Below are 12,754 nucleotides of genomic sequence, written 5' to 3'. Positions count from 1 at the left end.
GGCCGGCGAAAGCCGGAGCGTCGCGCGTTCCATTTCCTACGGGGTGTGGCATAGTCCGGCCCGACGGGTGGTCATCTCGGGCGAGGCCGCCGTTGCAGGGGGACAGCCACGGGCATGGACGGGTCGGAATCGTTTCACAAGCTCTCATCTCCCCGCATCTTCCTGGTGCGGATGGTGGTCTTCGTGCTGCTCTGCGTGGCGCTCGCCTCGGTCCTGCATGAGCAGATCTGGCGTGCCTTCCTGAACAATCCCGGCCTCAACGGCGTCATTTTCGGCGTGCTGTTCGTCGGCACCATCTTCGCCTTCCGGCAGGTGGTGCGGCTGCTGCCCGAAGTCGCGTGGGTGAACAGCTTCCGCGTCGCCGACCCCGGGCTGGAGGTGCCGCGCGCGCCGGTGCTGCTGGCGCCCATGGCGTCGCTGCTCGGCGACCGTGTCGGGCGGATGACGATCTCGCAGGCGACGATGCGCGGCATCCTCGACTCGATCGGCACCCGCCTCGACGAGGCGCGCGATCTGCTGCGCTACCTCACGGGCCTGCTCATCTTCCTCGGCCTGCTCGGCACCTTCTGGGGCCTGCTCGACACGGTGTCGTCGATCGGCCGGGTCATCGGCTCGCTCAATGTCGGGCCGGAATCGGCTTCCGTGCTCGACGCCATGAAGACCGGCCTCGCCGCGCCGCTGGGCGGCATGGGCATCGCCTTCTCGTCCTCGCTGTTCGGCCTCGCCGGCTCGCTGGTGCTCGGCTTCCTCGACCTGCAGGCCGGGCAGGCGCAGAACCGCTTCTACATCGACCTCGAAGACTGGCTGTCGACGACGGTGGAGGATCTCGGCATCGAGGCGGCGCGGGCGCGCAACCCGCGCACGGCGGCTTCCGGAACCACCACCACCGCCCCTGCCGGCGCGGCGGCCGGCCTGCCGCCGCTGGCGAGCGGTGGTCCCGACCTTGGCGAGCTGACACAGGCCATCGCCAAGCTCGACCGCACCATGACCGAGGCCGGCTCGCAGCGTGTCACCACCGCCATGGCCCATCTTGCCGAGAGCCTGCAGGGCCTCGTCCAGCACATGCGCTCGGAGCAGCAGATGGTGCGTGACTGGGTCGAGGCGCAGGCCGAGCAGCAGCGCGACATCAAGCGCCTGCTCGAACGCATCGCCGAGGGCCAGTCCGACCGCGAGCGTGCGTGATGGCACTGGGACGCGCCCGCCGCGGCGAACGGCAAATCGACTACTGGCCTGGCTTCGTCGACGCCCTGTCGACGCTGCTGCTGGTCTTCGTCTTCCTACTCTCGGTCTTCGTGCTCGCCCAGTTCGTACTGACGCAGGAGATCGGCTCGAAGGACGATGCGATGGCGCGGCTGCAGGCGCAGATCCGCGAATTGACCGACCTTTTGGCGCTGGAACGCGCCAACGATTCCGAATCCGAGAGCCAGATGGGCGCGCTGCGCGCCAGTCTGCTGCGGCTCGAGCAGGAGCGCGACGCGCTGCAGGCGGCGGCCACCGCTGTCGCGTCGCCCGAGGAGATCGCCGCCGCGCAGGCCCGCAGCGCCGATCTCGCCCGCGAACTCGGGCAGGAGAAGGACGCCGCCGCCCAGGCCGCGGCGCAGATCGCCATCCTCAACCAACAGATCGCCGCGTTGCGCCGGCAGATCGCGGCGCTGGAGCAGGCTCTCGACATTTCCGAGCAGAAGGACAAGGAGAGCCAGTCGCGCCTCGCCGACCTCGGCCGCCGGCTCAACGTGGCGCTGGCCCAGCGGGTGCAGGAGCTCACGCGCTACCGCTCGGAGTTCTTCGGCCGGCTGCGCGCCATCCTCGGCGACCGGCCTGACGTGCGCATCGTCGGCGACCGCTTCGTGTTCCAGTCGGAGATCTTCTTCGACCGCGCCTCGGCGGATTTGCGCCCCGACGCCATGCCGGCGCTGGACAAGCTGGCGGAGGCGCTGGTGGCGCTGGAGAAGGAGATCCCCTCCGACATCTCCTGGGTGCTGCGCGTCGACGGCCACACCGACAACCGGCCGATCGCGACGCCGCTCTTTCCCTCCAACTGGCAGCTCTCGGCGGCGCGCTCCATCGCGGTGGTGCAGTATCTCGCCGGCAAGGGGGTGTCGCCGCAGCATCTGGTCGCCGCCGGCTTCGGCGAGTACCAGCCGATCGACGACGCCGACAGCGACGACGCGCGCGCCCGCAACCGGCGCATCGAACTGAAGCTTACCGAGAGATGACACGACGGCGATGACCCAACGCCTTTCCGCCGCGCTCGCGCCCTTCGACTGGGGCCGCATGCCGGCCATGGCGGCACTGTGGGTCGAAGCCTGGCTGGAAGCGATCCCCGAGATCGACTTCGCCGCCCGCCGCGGCTGGCTGATCCACCGCATCGGCACGCTGCTGGACGACGGCGCGGTGATCGAATTGGCGGTGGCGGGCGCAGGCGAGCATCCCTGCGGCCGGCTGCTGGGCTTCGTCACCGTGCAGCCCTCGACCGGCTATGTCGACCAGCTCGTCGTGCATCCCGACCATTGGGGCACCGGCATCGCCAGCCTGCTGGTGGAGGCCGCCGCCGCGCGCTCGAAGAAGCCACTGTCGCTCGACGTGAACGAAGAGAACCCGCGCGCCGTGCGCTTCTACGAGAAGGCCGGCTTCGCGGTCGTCGGGCACGGCGTCAACCCCACCTCCGGCCGCCCGACGCTGCGGATGGAGCGCGTCGATCAGAATGGCCCTCACGCCCGGGCTTGACCCGGCACCCAGACCTTCTGTCCCTTCATCCGCGGGTCAAGCCCGCGGATGAGGGCTCTTCCCTAGACTCACTTCCCGGCGGTGGCGTCGCCGAACTGCAGCGCGGCCAGGCGCGCATAGAGGCCGCCCTGGGCGACGAGGCTGGTGTGGGTGCCTTCCTCCACTACGCGGCCCTGCTCCATCACCAATATGCGGTCGGCGGAGAGCACTGTGGCGAGGCGGTGGGCGATGACCAGCGTGGTGCGGCCCTGCATGGAGCGGTCGAGCGCTCGCTGCACCAGCGTCTCGCTCTCGGCGTCGAGCGCCGAGGTGGCTTCGTCCAGCAAGAGGATCGGCGCCCGACGCAGGATCGCGCGGGCGATGGCGAGGCGCTGGCGCTGGCCGCCGGACAGCGTGACGCCGCGTTCGCCGACCGGCGTGTCCCAGCCTTCCGGCAGGCGGGCGACGAACTCGTCGGCCAAAGCGAGGCGGCCGGCCTCCTCGACCTCTTCGTCGGTGGCGTCGGGCCGGCCGAGGCGGATGTTCTCGCGGATCGAGGTGGCGAAGATGGCGACATCCTGCGGCACCAGCGCGATGCGCGCGCGCACCGCCTCCGGATCGGCCTTGGCGATGTTGACGCCGTCGATCTCCACCCGGCCGGAGACGGGATCGTAGAAGCGCAGCAGCAGCTGGAACAGCGTGCTCTTGCCGGCACCTGACGGGCCGACCACGGCGACCCGCTCGCCCGGCTGGACAGTGAAGCTCACGTCAGAAAGCGCCGGCAGGTCCGGCCGGGTCGGGTAGGCGAAGGCCACATTCGCGAACGTGACGGAACCCTGCGGCGGCTCCGGCAGCGGCAGCGGATCGGCGGGGCGGGCGACCTTGGGGCGCTCGGCGAGCAGCTCGGCGATGCGCTCGGTGGCGCCGGCGGCCTGCGAGATCTCGCCCCAGACCTCGCCGAGCTGGCCGAGCCCGCTCGCCGCCAGCACGGCATAGAGCACGAACTGGCCGAGCGTGCCGGCGGTCATGGTGCCGGCCAGCACCGCATTGGCACCGGCCCAGAGGATGCCGACGACGCTGGCGAAGATCAGGAAGATGGCAAAGCCGGTGAGCCAGGCGCGCGCCCGCACCGCGTCGCTCGCGGCGTTGAAGGAATGTTCCACCTCGCCGGCGAAATGCCGGGACGCCGCCCCTTCGGCGGTGTTGGCCTGCAGCGAGCGCACCGCGCCGATGGCCTCAACGGCATAGGCGGAGGCCTCGGCCAGCGTGTCCTGCGCGCTGCGCGAGCGCTTGCGCACGCCGCGTCCAGCGCCGAGCAGCACGGCGACGATGGCGGGAATGGCGATGAGCAGCGTCGCCGACAGCCAGGGGCTGGTGATGACCATCATCACCGCCGCGCCGAAGAACAGCACGAGGTTGCGCAGGGCGATGGAGGCGGAGGCGCCGACCGCGGACTTGATCTGCGTGGTGTCGGCGGTGAGGCGCGAGATCAGCTCGCCCGACTTGGCGCTGTCGTAGAAGCCGCCGTCGAGGGTGAGCACATGGGCGAAGACCTGCGAGCGCAGATCCGCGACGATGCGCTCGCCGAGCGTCATGACGAGGTAGTAGCGCGCGGCGGAGGCGACCGCGAGCACCGCCACCACGCCGATCATCACCCCGAAATAGCGGTCGATGAAGCCGGCATGCCGCTCGTCGAAGCCGAAATCGATCATCCGCCGCACGGCGATCGGCACCACCAGCGTGGCGACGGCGGCGACCACCAGCGCGACCAGCGCCGCGCCGGCGCGGCCCCGATAGCGGCGTATGTGCGGCCACAGCGCCATCAACGGCGAGAGGCGGGGACGGCGTGAGGTCGTTGCGGTCGGTGTGGCGTCGGCGGCTTGTGTCACAGTCATGTCTCGGTTATAGAGCCGCTCGGATTTCCGGCAGGATCGTTTTGTAGATCGCCGCGTGGTTCCCGCGAGGGACCTGCCATGCGGCGGCGAGGATGCTACCCATGAAGAGCGACATCCATCCCGACTACCACTTCGTCAAGGTGGTGATGACGGACGGCACCGAGTACACGACCCGGACGACCTGGGGCAAGGAGGGCGATGTCCTCCAGCTCGACATCGATTCGACGTCGCACCCGGCCTGGACCGGCGGTTCGCAGCAGCTGCTCGACCGCGCTGGCCGCGTGTCCAAGTTCCAGAAGAAGTTCGCGGGTTTCCTCAAGGCCTGACAAGGTCTTAAGGACGCATTTCGCGGCTTGGGGGATTGCGAGCCCTCGCGTCGGCAGCGGCCGGCGCGGGGGTTTTCGTTTGCGCGAATAGGCGGTTTTCAGTGCCGCTCGAAGGCGCTGCGCAGCTTGCCGATTTGCCCGGCGACGTCATTCGGCCGCAGCCCGGCGGTCTCCGCCGGCGCTCTCAGCGCGGCGTCGAGCTTGACGATCTGCCGCTGCAATTCGTGGCTGCGGCGCACCAGCGCGGCGAGCTGGGCCGGCAACTCCGCCTCCTGGTCGAGGTCGCGACGGGGTCCGTCGAGATCGATCCGCGCGCTCTCGCGCAGCGCGCTCTCTTCCGACATGTCGCCTTCCAGCACCGCGCGGCGCAGCAGCAGCCAGGAGGCGAGCTGCATCAGCCGGGTGGAGAGCTGCAGGCTCTGCTGGGCATAGGCGGCGAGCACGCCGCGCGCCAGGCCACGGCTTGCCGTGCGGCCCTCGCCGTCGAGATAGGCGGCGGTCTCGTCGATCAGCGCCATGCCCTGCCGGAACAGGCTGGTGAAGGCGGGCGAGGCGAGCCGGCGCGCGGCGAGGCTGATCGTCTCCGCGACGCCGTCCTCGTCCATCTGCTTCCGCGAACTGCCCATGATCCCGACCCAAGCCTCCTGCGCGCCATGCGCAGGGATGCCTGTCGCGCGCCGCGCCGGCGCTGTCCAGTCCGGAGGGCCGATTGCGACGGGGGATTATGGGGATGAAAAAAGAGCCGCCCGTAAGGCGGCTCGATGAGTCATAGACAGGGATGCGTCAAACAGAGTGGACAGAAGCCACTCGCGGCCAAAACTGGACCGTCCCCAGTAATAGATCGGAAAGCTTAATGCGGGGTTAAGCCTGCCCAGCCGGCTTGCGTGCTTCGAGGCCGGCCTGACGGCCGGCACCTCAGCATGACGAGCCTTGTCTTCCTTGGTTCTTCAGAACCTCGTCATCCTGAGGTGCTCGGCGGAGCCGAGCCTCGAAGGACGCAGGCCGGTTCCGCCCGCCGATCTATGCCCTAACGCTTGAAGAAATTCTCCGCCGCGGCGCGCGAGGCGCGCTTCTTCTCCAGCGCCGCCTTCAGCCGCTCGGCCTCGGCGAGGAGCTGGGCGATGCGCTCCTCAAGCTCGGTCTCGGACAGGAGCGAGAGGTCGGCGCCGAGCTCATGCGTGCCGGGCTTCCTGACCGGCGCGGAGGGGAAGAGGTCGTCGTCGATCGCCATGGCGTCACTCCTACTCGGCTCCTGAACACCCTCTAGAGTTTAGTGCCCGAGCCCGCCGGTTGCCAGTCGCGGCCGGTTCACCTACGAAACGGCGAGCCTTTCCAAGCCGATGAGGACATCCGTGACCGAACTGCCCGCCACCATGACCGCCATCGGCCTGCCGACCCCCGGCGGCCCGGAAGCCCTGGTTCCCGAGCAGCGCCCGGTGCCGCAGCCGGGCGCCGGTGAGATCCTGGTCAAGGTGGCCGCCGCTGGCGTCAACCGGCCGGACGTGATGCAGCGCAAGGGTCTCTATCCGCCGCCGCCCGGCGCCTCCGACATTCCGGGCCTCGAGATCGCCGGCGAGGTGGTGGCGCTCGGCGCGGGTGTCACCAGGTGGCAGGTAGGTGACAAGGTGTGTGCGCTGGTCTCCGGCGGCGGCTATGCCCAATACTGCCTCGCCGACGAGGGCGCGGCGCTCCCCGTGCCGGCCGGGCTCTCCATGGTCGAGGCGGCGGCGCTGCCCGAGACCTTCTTCACGGTCTGGACCAATGTGTTCGACCTCGCCGGGCTGAAGTCGGGGGAGAGCTTCCTCGTGCATGGCGGCACGTCGGGCATCGGCACCACGGCGATCCAGCTGGCCAAGGCCTTCGGCGCCACGGTGTTCACGACCGCCGGCAGCGCCGAGAAGTGCGAGGTGTGCCGTAAGCTCGGGGCGGATGTCGCCATCGACTACAAGGCCGAGGACTTCGTCGCCGTCATCAAGGAGAAGACCGGCAAGGGGGTGAACGTCATCCTCGACATGGTCGGCGGCTCCTACATCGCCCGCAATTACGAGGCCGCCGCACCGCAGGGGCGCATCGTGCAGATCGCCTTCATGGAAGGCTCCAAGGTGCAGATCGACTATATGCGGCTGATGCTGAAGCGGCTGTCGCATATGGGCTCGACGCTGCGCTCGCGGCCGAAGGCCGAGAAGGCGGTGATCGCCGCCTCGCTGAGGGAGAAGGTCTGGCCGCTGATCGAGGCCGGCAAGGTGAAGCCGGTGCTGGACCAGACCTTCCCGCTGGAGAAGGCGAGCGAGGCGCATGCGCGCATGGAGACCAGCGCCCATATCGGCAAGATCATGCTGAAGGTGGGGTGAGGGCGCTCGCGGAAAGCTGTTCGCGGCCTCCAAACCCCCTCTGGCAATCCGGCCCGCGGCGTCCTAGATTTGTCACGCGGGGCTGCGAGGTTCGTCAGGAGAACATATTCCCCGGGGCCTTATCGATCTCAAAGGGAGCTGTCCCTGACCTTGCCCCTGGGCTCGGACACACGGCGCCCACCTACGTTGTAGGTTCCCGGGATCGATCCTCCAACGGCCATTGTGGCTCCGCACTCATTTTCATCATGCCCCATTGTCCCGACGCCCATCTCGACAAGGCCAGCCTCCGCTCCGAGGCCCTCGCACGGCGTGCGGCGCTGAGCCCCGAGGCGCGCGAGACCGCCGCCGAGGCCGCCGCTGCCCATGCGCTGGAATGGCTCGGCGACGTGAAGGGCGAGATGGTCTCCGTCTTCGCCTCCTTCGGTCATGAGATCCCGACCCATCCGCTGGTGCGCCGCCTGCGCGCCGCCGGTGCCGAGATCGCGCTCCCTGTGGTGCTGGAGCCCGGCAAGCCGCTGATCTTCCGCCTCTGGGAGCCGGGCGAGGAGCTGGTGTCCTCGCGCGGGCCGGGGCGCTTCGTCATTCCCGCGCCGCCGGAGACGGCCCCCGCCGTCTCGCCCGACGTGCTGGTGGTGCCGCTCGCCGGCTTCGACGCACGCGGCAATCGGCTCGGCTACGGCGCCGGCTTTTACGACCGCACCCTCGCCCTGCTGCGCTCCGCCAAGCGGATCGAGGCCATCGGCTACGCCTTCGCCGTGCAGGAGCTCCCCGCCGTGCCGGCCGAGGCGCATGACGAGCGGCTCGACGCTATCGCGACGGATGCGGGCATCGTCCGCCCGGCCGAGGAGTAATCCATGCGCCTGCTCTTTCTCGGCGACGTGGTCGGCCGCGTCGGGCGGCAGGTGGTGTTGCAGCACCTGCCACGCCTGCGCGAGGCCTGGGCGCTCGATTTCGTGGTGGTGAACGGCGAGAACGCCGCCGGCGGCTTCGGCATCACCGAGGCGATCCACGAGGAGTTCCTCGAGGCCGGCGCCGATGCGGTCACGCTCGGCAACCATTCCTTCGACCAGCGCGAGGCGCTGGTGTTCATCGAGCGCGCCCCGCGGCTCATCCGCCCCGCCAACTATCCGCCCGGCACGCCCGGCCGCGGCGCAGCGCTGATCGAGGCGCGGAACGGGGCGCAGGTGCTGGTCGTCAACATGATGGGCCGCGTCTTCATGGACCCGCTGGACGATCCCTTCGCCGCCATCGACCGCGAGCTCGACGCCGCCCCGCTCGGCATGGTGGCGGATGCGGTGATCGTCGATTTCCACGCCGAGACCACCAGCGAGAAGCAGGCCTTCGGCCATTGGTGCGATGGGCGCGCCAGCCTCGTCATCGGCACCCACACCCATGTGCCAACCTCCGATCATCGCATCCTGCCCGGCGGCACGGCCTTCATGACCGATGTCGGCATGTGCGGCTCCTATGAGGGAGTGATCGGCATGGACAAGGAGGAGCCGCTGCGCCGTTTCACCCGCCGGATCGGGGCGAGCCGCTTCGAGCCGGCGACAGGCGAGGGCACGCTGTCCGGCCTCGCGGTGGAGACGGACGGCACGGGCCACGCGGTGCGCGTCGCCCCTGTGCGCCTCGGCGGCGTGCTGGAGGATGTGGTGCCGGCGTTCTGGTGAGCCGGATCCTACAAGAGATGCCCTCATCCGCGGGCTCGACCCGCGGATCCAGAGACCGAAAGTCTGGGTGCCCGGGTCGAGCCCGGGTATGAGGGTGTGACGGGGGCGGCTTTACGCGCGGCCACCCTCTCGCCTATAAGCCGCGCACCTTTTCTTTCAGTCATTCGGAATATCCCGGCGGCGACGCCGGCGTGACGTGGAGGCGGCCATGGCCGGGCATTCGCAGTTCAAGAACATCATGCACCGCAAGGGCAAGCAGGACGCGGTGCGCTCCAAGCTGTTCTCCAAGCTGGCGCGCGAGATCACCGTCTCCGCCAAGCTCGGCATGCCCGACCCGAACATGAACCCGCGCCTGCGCGCCGCCATCCTCGCGGCCCGCGCCGAGAACATGCCCAAGGACAATATCGACCGCGCCATCAAGAAGGCGCAGGGCGGCGACGCGGAGAACTATGACGAGATCCGCTATGAGGGCTACGGCCCCGGCGGCGTCGCCGTCATCGTCGAGGCGCTGACCGACAACCGCAACCGCACCGCTTCGGAAGTGCGCTCCTATTTCACCAAGTCCGGCGGCTCGCTGGCGGAGACGGGCGCGGTGTCCTTCATGTTCGATCGCATCGGCGTGGTCGAGTTCGATGCCGCCAAGGCGTCGGAGGACGCGATGATGGAGGCGGCCATCGAGGCCGGCGCGGACGACGTGTCCTCCTCCGAGGACGGCCACGAGGTGGTGTGCTCGGTCGAGAACCTGCACGAGGTGGCCCGTGCGCTGGAAGCCAAGTTCGGCGAGCCGCGCAAGTCCGGCCTCGTCTGGCGGCCACAGAACACGGTGGCGGTCGACGACGAGGTGGCCGAGAAGCTGATCCGCCTCGTCGACACGCTCAACGACAATGACGACGTGCAGAACGTCTATGCCAATTTCGAGCTGTCCGACGCCTTCGTCGCCAAGATGAGCGCGTGAGCGGTCATCTCCCCAGCAGCGCGTCGAGCACCGGCAGGCTGAGCAGCGCGGCCAACGCGATGATCCAGTAGGCGGCGACGCGGAAGTGCCGGTCGGAGGCGCCGTGGAAGGCCTTCGCCCCGGCATAGAGCCCGATCCCATAGGCCGGGCCGAGCAGCAGCACCAGCCGGCCGACCTCGAGCGTCATCAGCCCGTGCGCGGCATAGGCGGTGCCGCTCGCCAGCGTCGCCAGCGCGAAGAAGCCGAACAGGTTGGCCCGCACCAGCGCCGAGGGCTGGCCGCTGCCGAGCCAGTAGGCCACCACCGGCGGGCCGGACATCTGCGCTGCGCCGCCGAGCACGCCGGCGATGGCGCCGACCCCGAGCGTGGTAGGCAGATTGTGCCGACCGGAATGCTTCCAGCCGGACACCAGCAGCGCCAGCATGCCGAGGCTGAGCAAAGCGAGCGTCCAGCGCAGCGCCAGCGCGTCGACATGCTCCAGCACCCAAACGCCCGCCGGCACGGCGACGACGGCGCCGACCGCCAGCGGCGTCACCTGCCGCCAGATGCAGGCGCGCAGCGCCGGGATGAGGAAGGGCAGGGTCAGCACCGTGTCGATGACCAGCAGCGCCGGGGCCGCCACCTTCGGCCCGAACGCCGCGCTCACCAGCGGGATGAAGATCAGCGCCCCGCCGAAGCCGGAGAAGCCACGGGTGACGCCGGCGACGAGCGCGGTGACGAGAGCCCAGACGAGGGCGGAATCGAAGGACATGCGAGGAAAACCGGGGCAGGGCGCACGTCGCCGGCGGCGCGTGCGTGAGAGGTAGAGCCCGTCGCGCGCGCCGCGTCAACGGCCGCGGCTCCCATCGTTTGCGTTGAAGCGATCATCGCCAAAACTCATTTGCGCGCAAAGAAACCATCGCGCAAAATCTGTCTCCAAATGCCGCCTCGCGGCCATCTCGTTCGAGCGCCAACGCGGCGCCTAGGTCTCCGATGGAAAAGCCGATCCACCCCGCTGCGGCCGGTGCCGCGCTGGAGCCTTCGTTCCGCGACCGCCTGGTCGGCATAGGCTGCGCCCTGCTCGCCGTATCGATCTGGGGCGCCTGGATCGTCTCCACCCGCCATGCCGTGCACGGCCATCTGCCGCCGGCGACGGTGGGCTGGTTGCGCTTCGTGGTGCCGGCGGTAATGCTGGCGCCGGCATGGTGGCGTGTCGGGCTGTGGCCGAAGCGCGGGCTCGGCCCTTTCGCGCTCTGCTTCCTGGGCGCCGGCGGCATCTTCTTCCTCGTCGTCGCCAACGCTATGCGCTTCGTGCCGGCGGCCGATGTCGGCCCGCTGCTGCCTGGCACCATGCCGCTGATCGTGGCGCTGATCTCGGTCTTCGTCTTCCGCGAGCGGCTGGGGCGGCTGCGGGCCATAGGCTTTATCTGCATCGCGCTGGGCGTGCTCACGTTGGGCGGGCGCGGCGTGCTGGCGCATGAGGATGGCGCCTGGCGCGGCCATGCGCTGCTGCTCACCGGCGCGTTGATGTGGTCGGGCTATACGCTCGCCTTCCGCCGCACCGGCATGAAGCCGACGGAGATCGTCGGGCTCACCGGCGTGTGGTCGATCGCGATCCTCACCCCCTTCGGCCTGCCGGGGGTGATCGACGCTCTGCAGCAGGGCTATGGGCGCGAGGTGCTGTTCCAACTGCTCATGCAGGGCCTGCTGTCGGGCGTCGTCGCCCTTGTCGCCTTCGGCGTCGCCATCGAGCGCCTCGGCTCGACGCGCGCCGCCGCCTTCACCGGGCTGGTGCCGGCCCTCGCCGCCCTCATTGCCGTGCCGGCGCTCGGCGAGCATCCGGACCTGGCGGCGATCATCGGCGTGGTGGCGACCGGCATCGGCGTGACGCTGGCGAGCGGCGCCTTCAAGGCCGGACGCTAGCGTTCCGCGCACGCACGAAGTCGACGAAGGCGCGCAGCGCCGCCGGCATGTGGCGCCGGCTGGGATAATAGAGGAACGGTCCCTCGAAGGGCGGCAGCCAGTCCTCCAGCAGGGAGACCAGCCTGCCGTCGGCCACCATCGGGGCGGCGAAGTCGGTGAAGTTCATCGCCACGCCGATGCCATCGATGGCGGCGCGCATCTCCACGTCGACGCTGTTGCTGATGAGCGGCCCGCGCGGCTCGATCCGCAAGGTGCGCCCATCCTTCTCGAATTCCCAGGGCAGCACCGCGCCGCTGGCGAAGCGGTGACAGATGCAGCGGTGCTCCAGAAGGTCTTCCGGCACGCATGGCGTGCCGCGTCGGGCAAGATAGACGGGCGAGGCATAGACGCCGTAACGCTGCGGCGGGCCGAGCGGCACGGCGATCATGTCCTGCGCCAGGCTCTCGCCATAGCGCGCGCCGGCGTCGAAGCCGCCCTCGACCACATCGACGAAACGCTCGTCTATGTGCACCTCCACCGTCAGCTCCGGATAGGCGGCGAGGAAGTCCGGGAGCAAGGGCGCCAGCGCGCCGCGGGCCACGGGCGTCGGCACGTTGAGCCGCAGCGTGCCAATCGGGGTGTCGCGGAAATGATTGACCTCGTCGAGCGCCTCGCCGACGTCCGAAAGCGCCGGCACCAGCCGGTCGAACAGCCGGCGGCCGGCCTCGGTCAGCGTCACGCTTCGGGTCGTCCGGTTCATCAGCCGGACGCCGAGCTGCTCCTCCAGCCGGCGCATCGCCTCGCTCAACGTGGAAGCCGAAACCCCGCGCTCCTTGGCCGACTGACGGAAGCTGCGCTGGCGGGCCACGGCGACGAAGGCGTCGAGCAGCGAGAGGTCGGGCTTGGCCATTGTGCGGAAATCCGAACGGTCCATTTGGGAATGGCCATATTATCGAACAGGAACTTTGGC

Annotated in this window: 14 protein-coding genes and 1 other RNA gene; 10 read left to right on the top strand and 5 right to left on the bottom strand. The window is 69.6% G+C overall.

Annotation, left to right across the window (positions count from 1 at the left end; all coding sequences use genetic code 11):
• Window positions 1-114: 114 nt before the first annotated feature.
• Genes SNOV_RS15200 through SNOV_RS15190 form a run of 3 tightly spaced genes read left to right on the top strand, consistent with a single transcriptional unit; the run spans window position 115 to window position 2,727 of the window.
• Window positions 115-1,182 (top strand): hypothetical protein, encoded by a 1,068-nt coding sequence (locus tag SNOV_RS15200; protein WP_013167843.1) that lies wholly within the window; start codon window positions 115-117, stop codon window positions 1,180-1,182.
• Window positions 1,182-2,216, top strand: a complete 1,035-nt coding sequence (locus SNOV_RS15195; RefSeq protein WP_013167842.1) for a peptidoglycan -binding protein — start codon at window positions 1,182-1,184, stop codon at window positions 2,214-2,216. The genes SNOV_RS15200 and SNOV_RS15195 overlap by 1 nt, the downstream gene beginning before the upstream one ends.
• A gap of 10 nt (window positions 2,217-2,226) precedes the next feature.
• Window positions 2,227-2,727, top strand: coding sequence for a GNAT family N-acetyltransferase (locus SNOV_RS15190; protein WP_013167841.1), 501 nt, complete (start codon window positions 2,227-2,229; stop codon window positions 2,725-2,727).
• 68 nt (window positions 2,728-2,795) lie between these two features.
• Here SNOV_RS15190 and SNOV_RS15185 read toward each other — a convergent pair whose 3' ends face one another.
• Entirely contained in the window at window positions 2,796-4,601 is a 1,806-nt protein-coding gene (locus SNOV_RS15185; protein ID WP_041782310.1) for an ABC transporter transmembrane domain-containing protein, read from the bottom strand.
• A 101-nt stretch (window positions 4,602-4,702) separates the two neighbouring features.
• On the opposite strand from SNOV_RS15185, the gene rpmE reads away from it, so the two are divergent.
• A complete protein-coding gene (rpmE, locus tag SNOV_RS15180) occupies window positions 4,703-4,927 on the top strand; it encodes a 50S ribosomal protein L31 (RefSeq protein WP_013167839.1) in 225 nt (74 codons plus the stop codon).
• 98 nt (window positions 4,928-5,025) lie between these two features.
• Here rpmE and SNOV_RS15175 read toward each other — a convergent pair whose 3' ends face one another.
• Together SNOV_RS15175 and SNOV_RS15170 are read right to left on the bottom strand one after the other, a co-directional pair.
• Complete coding sequence (locus tag SNOV_RS15175) at window positions 5,026-5,553, bottom strand: DUF1465 family protein (RefSeq protein ID WP_081440991.1); 528 nt, start codon at window positions 5,551-5,553, stop codon at window positions 5,026-5,028.
• Window positions 5,554-5,954: 401 nt separating this feature from the next.
• Entirely contained in the window at window positions 5,955-6,158 is a 204-nt protein-coding gene (locus tag SNOV_RS15170; protein ID WP_013167837.1) for a DUF1192 domain-containing protein, read from the bottom strand.
• A 121-nt stretch (window positions 6,159-6,279) separates the two neighbouring features.
• Between SNOV_RS15170 and SNOV_RS15165 the strand changes: the two genes are divergently transcribed.
• From SNOV_RS15165 to SNOV_RS15150, 5 genes are all read left to right on the top strand, one after another.
• Complete coding sequence (locus tag SNOV_RS15165; protein WP_013167836.1) at window positions 6,280-7,278, top strand: NAD(P)H-quinone oxidoreductase; 999 nt, start codon at window positions 6,280-6,282, stop codon at window positions 7,276-7,278.
• Between the two features lie 76 nt (window positions 7,279-7,354).
• Window positions 7,355-7,511: non-coding RNA, 6S RNA (gene ssrS, locus SNOV_RS23135), on the top strand.
• 12 nt (window positions 7,512-7,523) lie between these two features.
• Complete coding sequence (locus SNOV_RS15160; RefSeq protein WP_013167835.1) at window positions 7,524-8,129, top strand: 5-formyltetrahydrofolate cyclo-ligase; 606 nt, start codon at window positions 7,524-7,526, stop codon at window positions 8,127-8,129.
• 3 nt (window positions 8,130-8,132) lie between these two features.
• Window positions 8,133-8,948, top strand: a complete 816-nt coding sequence (locus tag SNOV_RS15155) for a TIGR00282 family metallophosphoesterase (protein ID WP_013167834.1) — start codon at window positions 8,133-8,135, stop codon at window positions 8,946-8,948.
• A gap of 208 nt (window positions 8,949-9,156) precedes the next feature.
• Window positions 9,157-9,903, top strand: a complete 747-nt coding sequence (locus tag SNOV_RS15150) for a YebC/PmpR family DNA-binding transcriptional regulator (RefSeq protein WP_013167833.1) — start codon at window positions 9,157-9,159, stop codon at window positions 9,901-9,903.
• Between the two features lie 4 nt (window positions 9,904-9,907).
• On the opposite strand, the gene SNOV_RS15145 is transcribed toward SNOV_RS15150, so the two are convergent.
• Window positions 9,908-10,654: a sulfite exporter TauE/SafE family protein gene (locus tag SNOV_RS15145; RefSeq protein ID WP_013167832.1), complete on the bottom strand. Its 747-nt coding sequence runs from the start codon at window positions 10,652-10,654 to the stop codon at window positions 9,908-9,910.
• Window positions 10,655-10,875: 221 nt separating this feature from the next.
• On the opposite strand from SNOV_RS15145, the gene SNOV_RS15140 reads away from it, so the two are divergent.
• Window positions 10,876-11,805: a DMT family transporter gene (locus SNOV_RS15140; protein ID WP_013167831.1), complete on the top strand. Its 930-nt coding sequence runs from the start codon at window positions 10,876-10,878 to the stop codon at window positions 11,803-11,805.
• Here SNOV_RS15140 and SNOV_RS15135 read toward each other — a convergent pair.
• A complete protein-coding gene (locus SNOV_RS15135) occupies window positions 11,789-12,694 on the bottom strand; it encodes a LysR family transcriptional regulator (RefSeq protein ID WP_013167830.1) in 906 nt (301 codons plus the stop codon). The genes SNOV_RS15140 and SNOV_RS15135 overlap by 17 nt on opposite strands.
• Window positions 12,695-12,754: the final 60 nt, after the last annotated feature.

The organism is Ancylobacter novellus DSM 506, assembly GCF_000092925.1.
Classification (GTDB): Bacteria; Pseudomonadota; Alphaproteobacteria; order Rhizobiales; family Xanthobacteraceae; genus Ancylobacter; species Ancylobacter novellus.
This window is presented reverse-complemented; position numbering and strand designations above follow the sequence as displayed.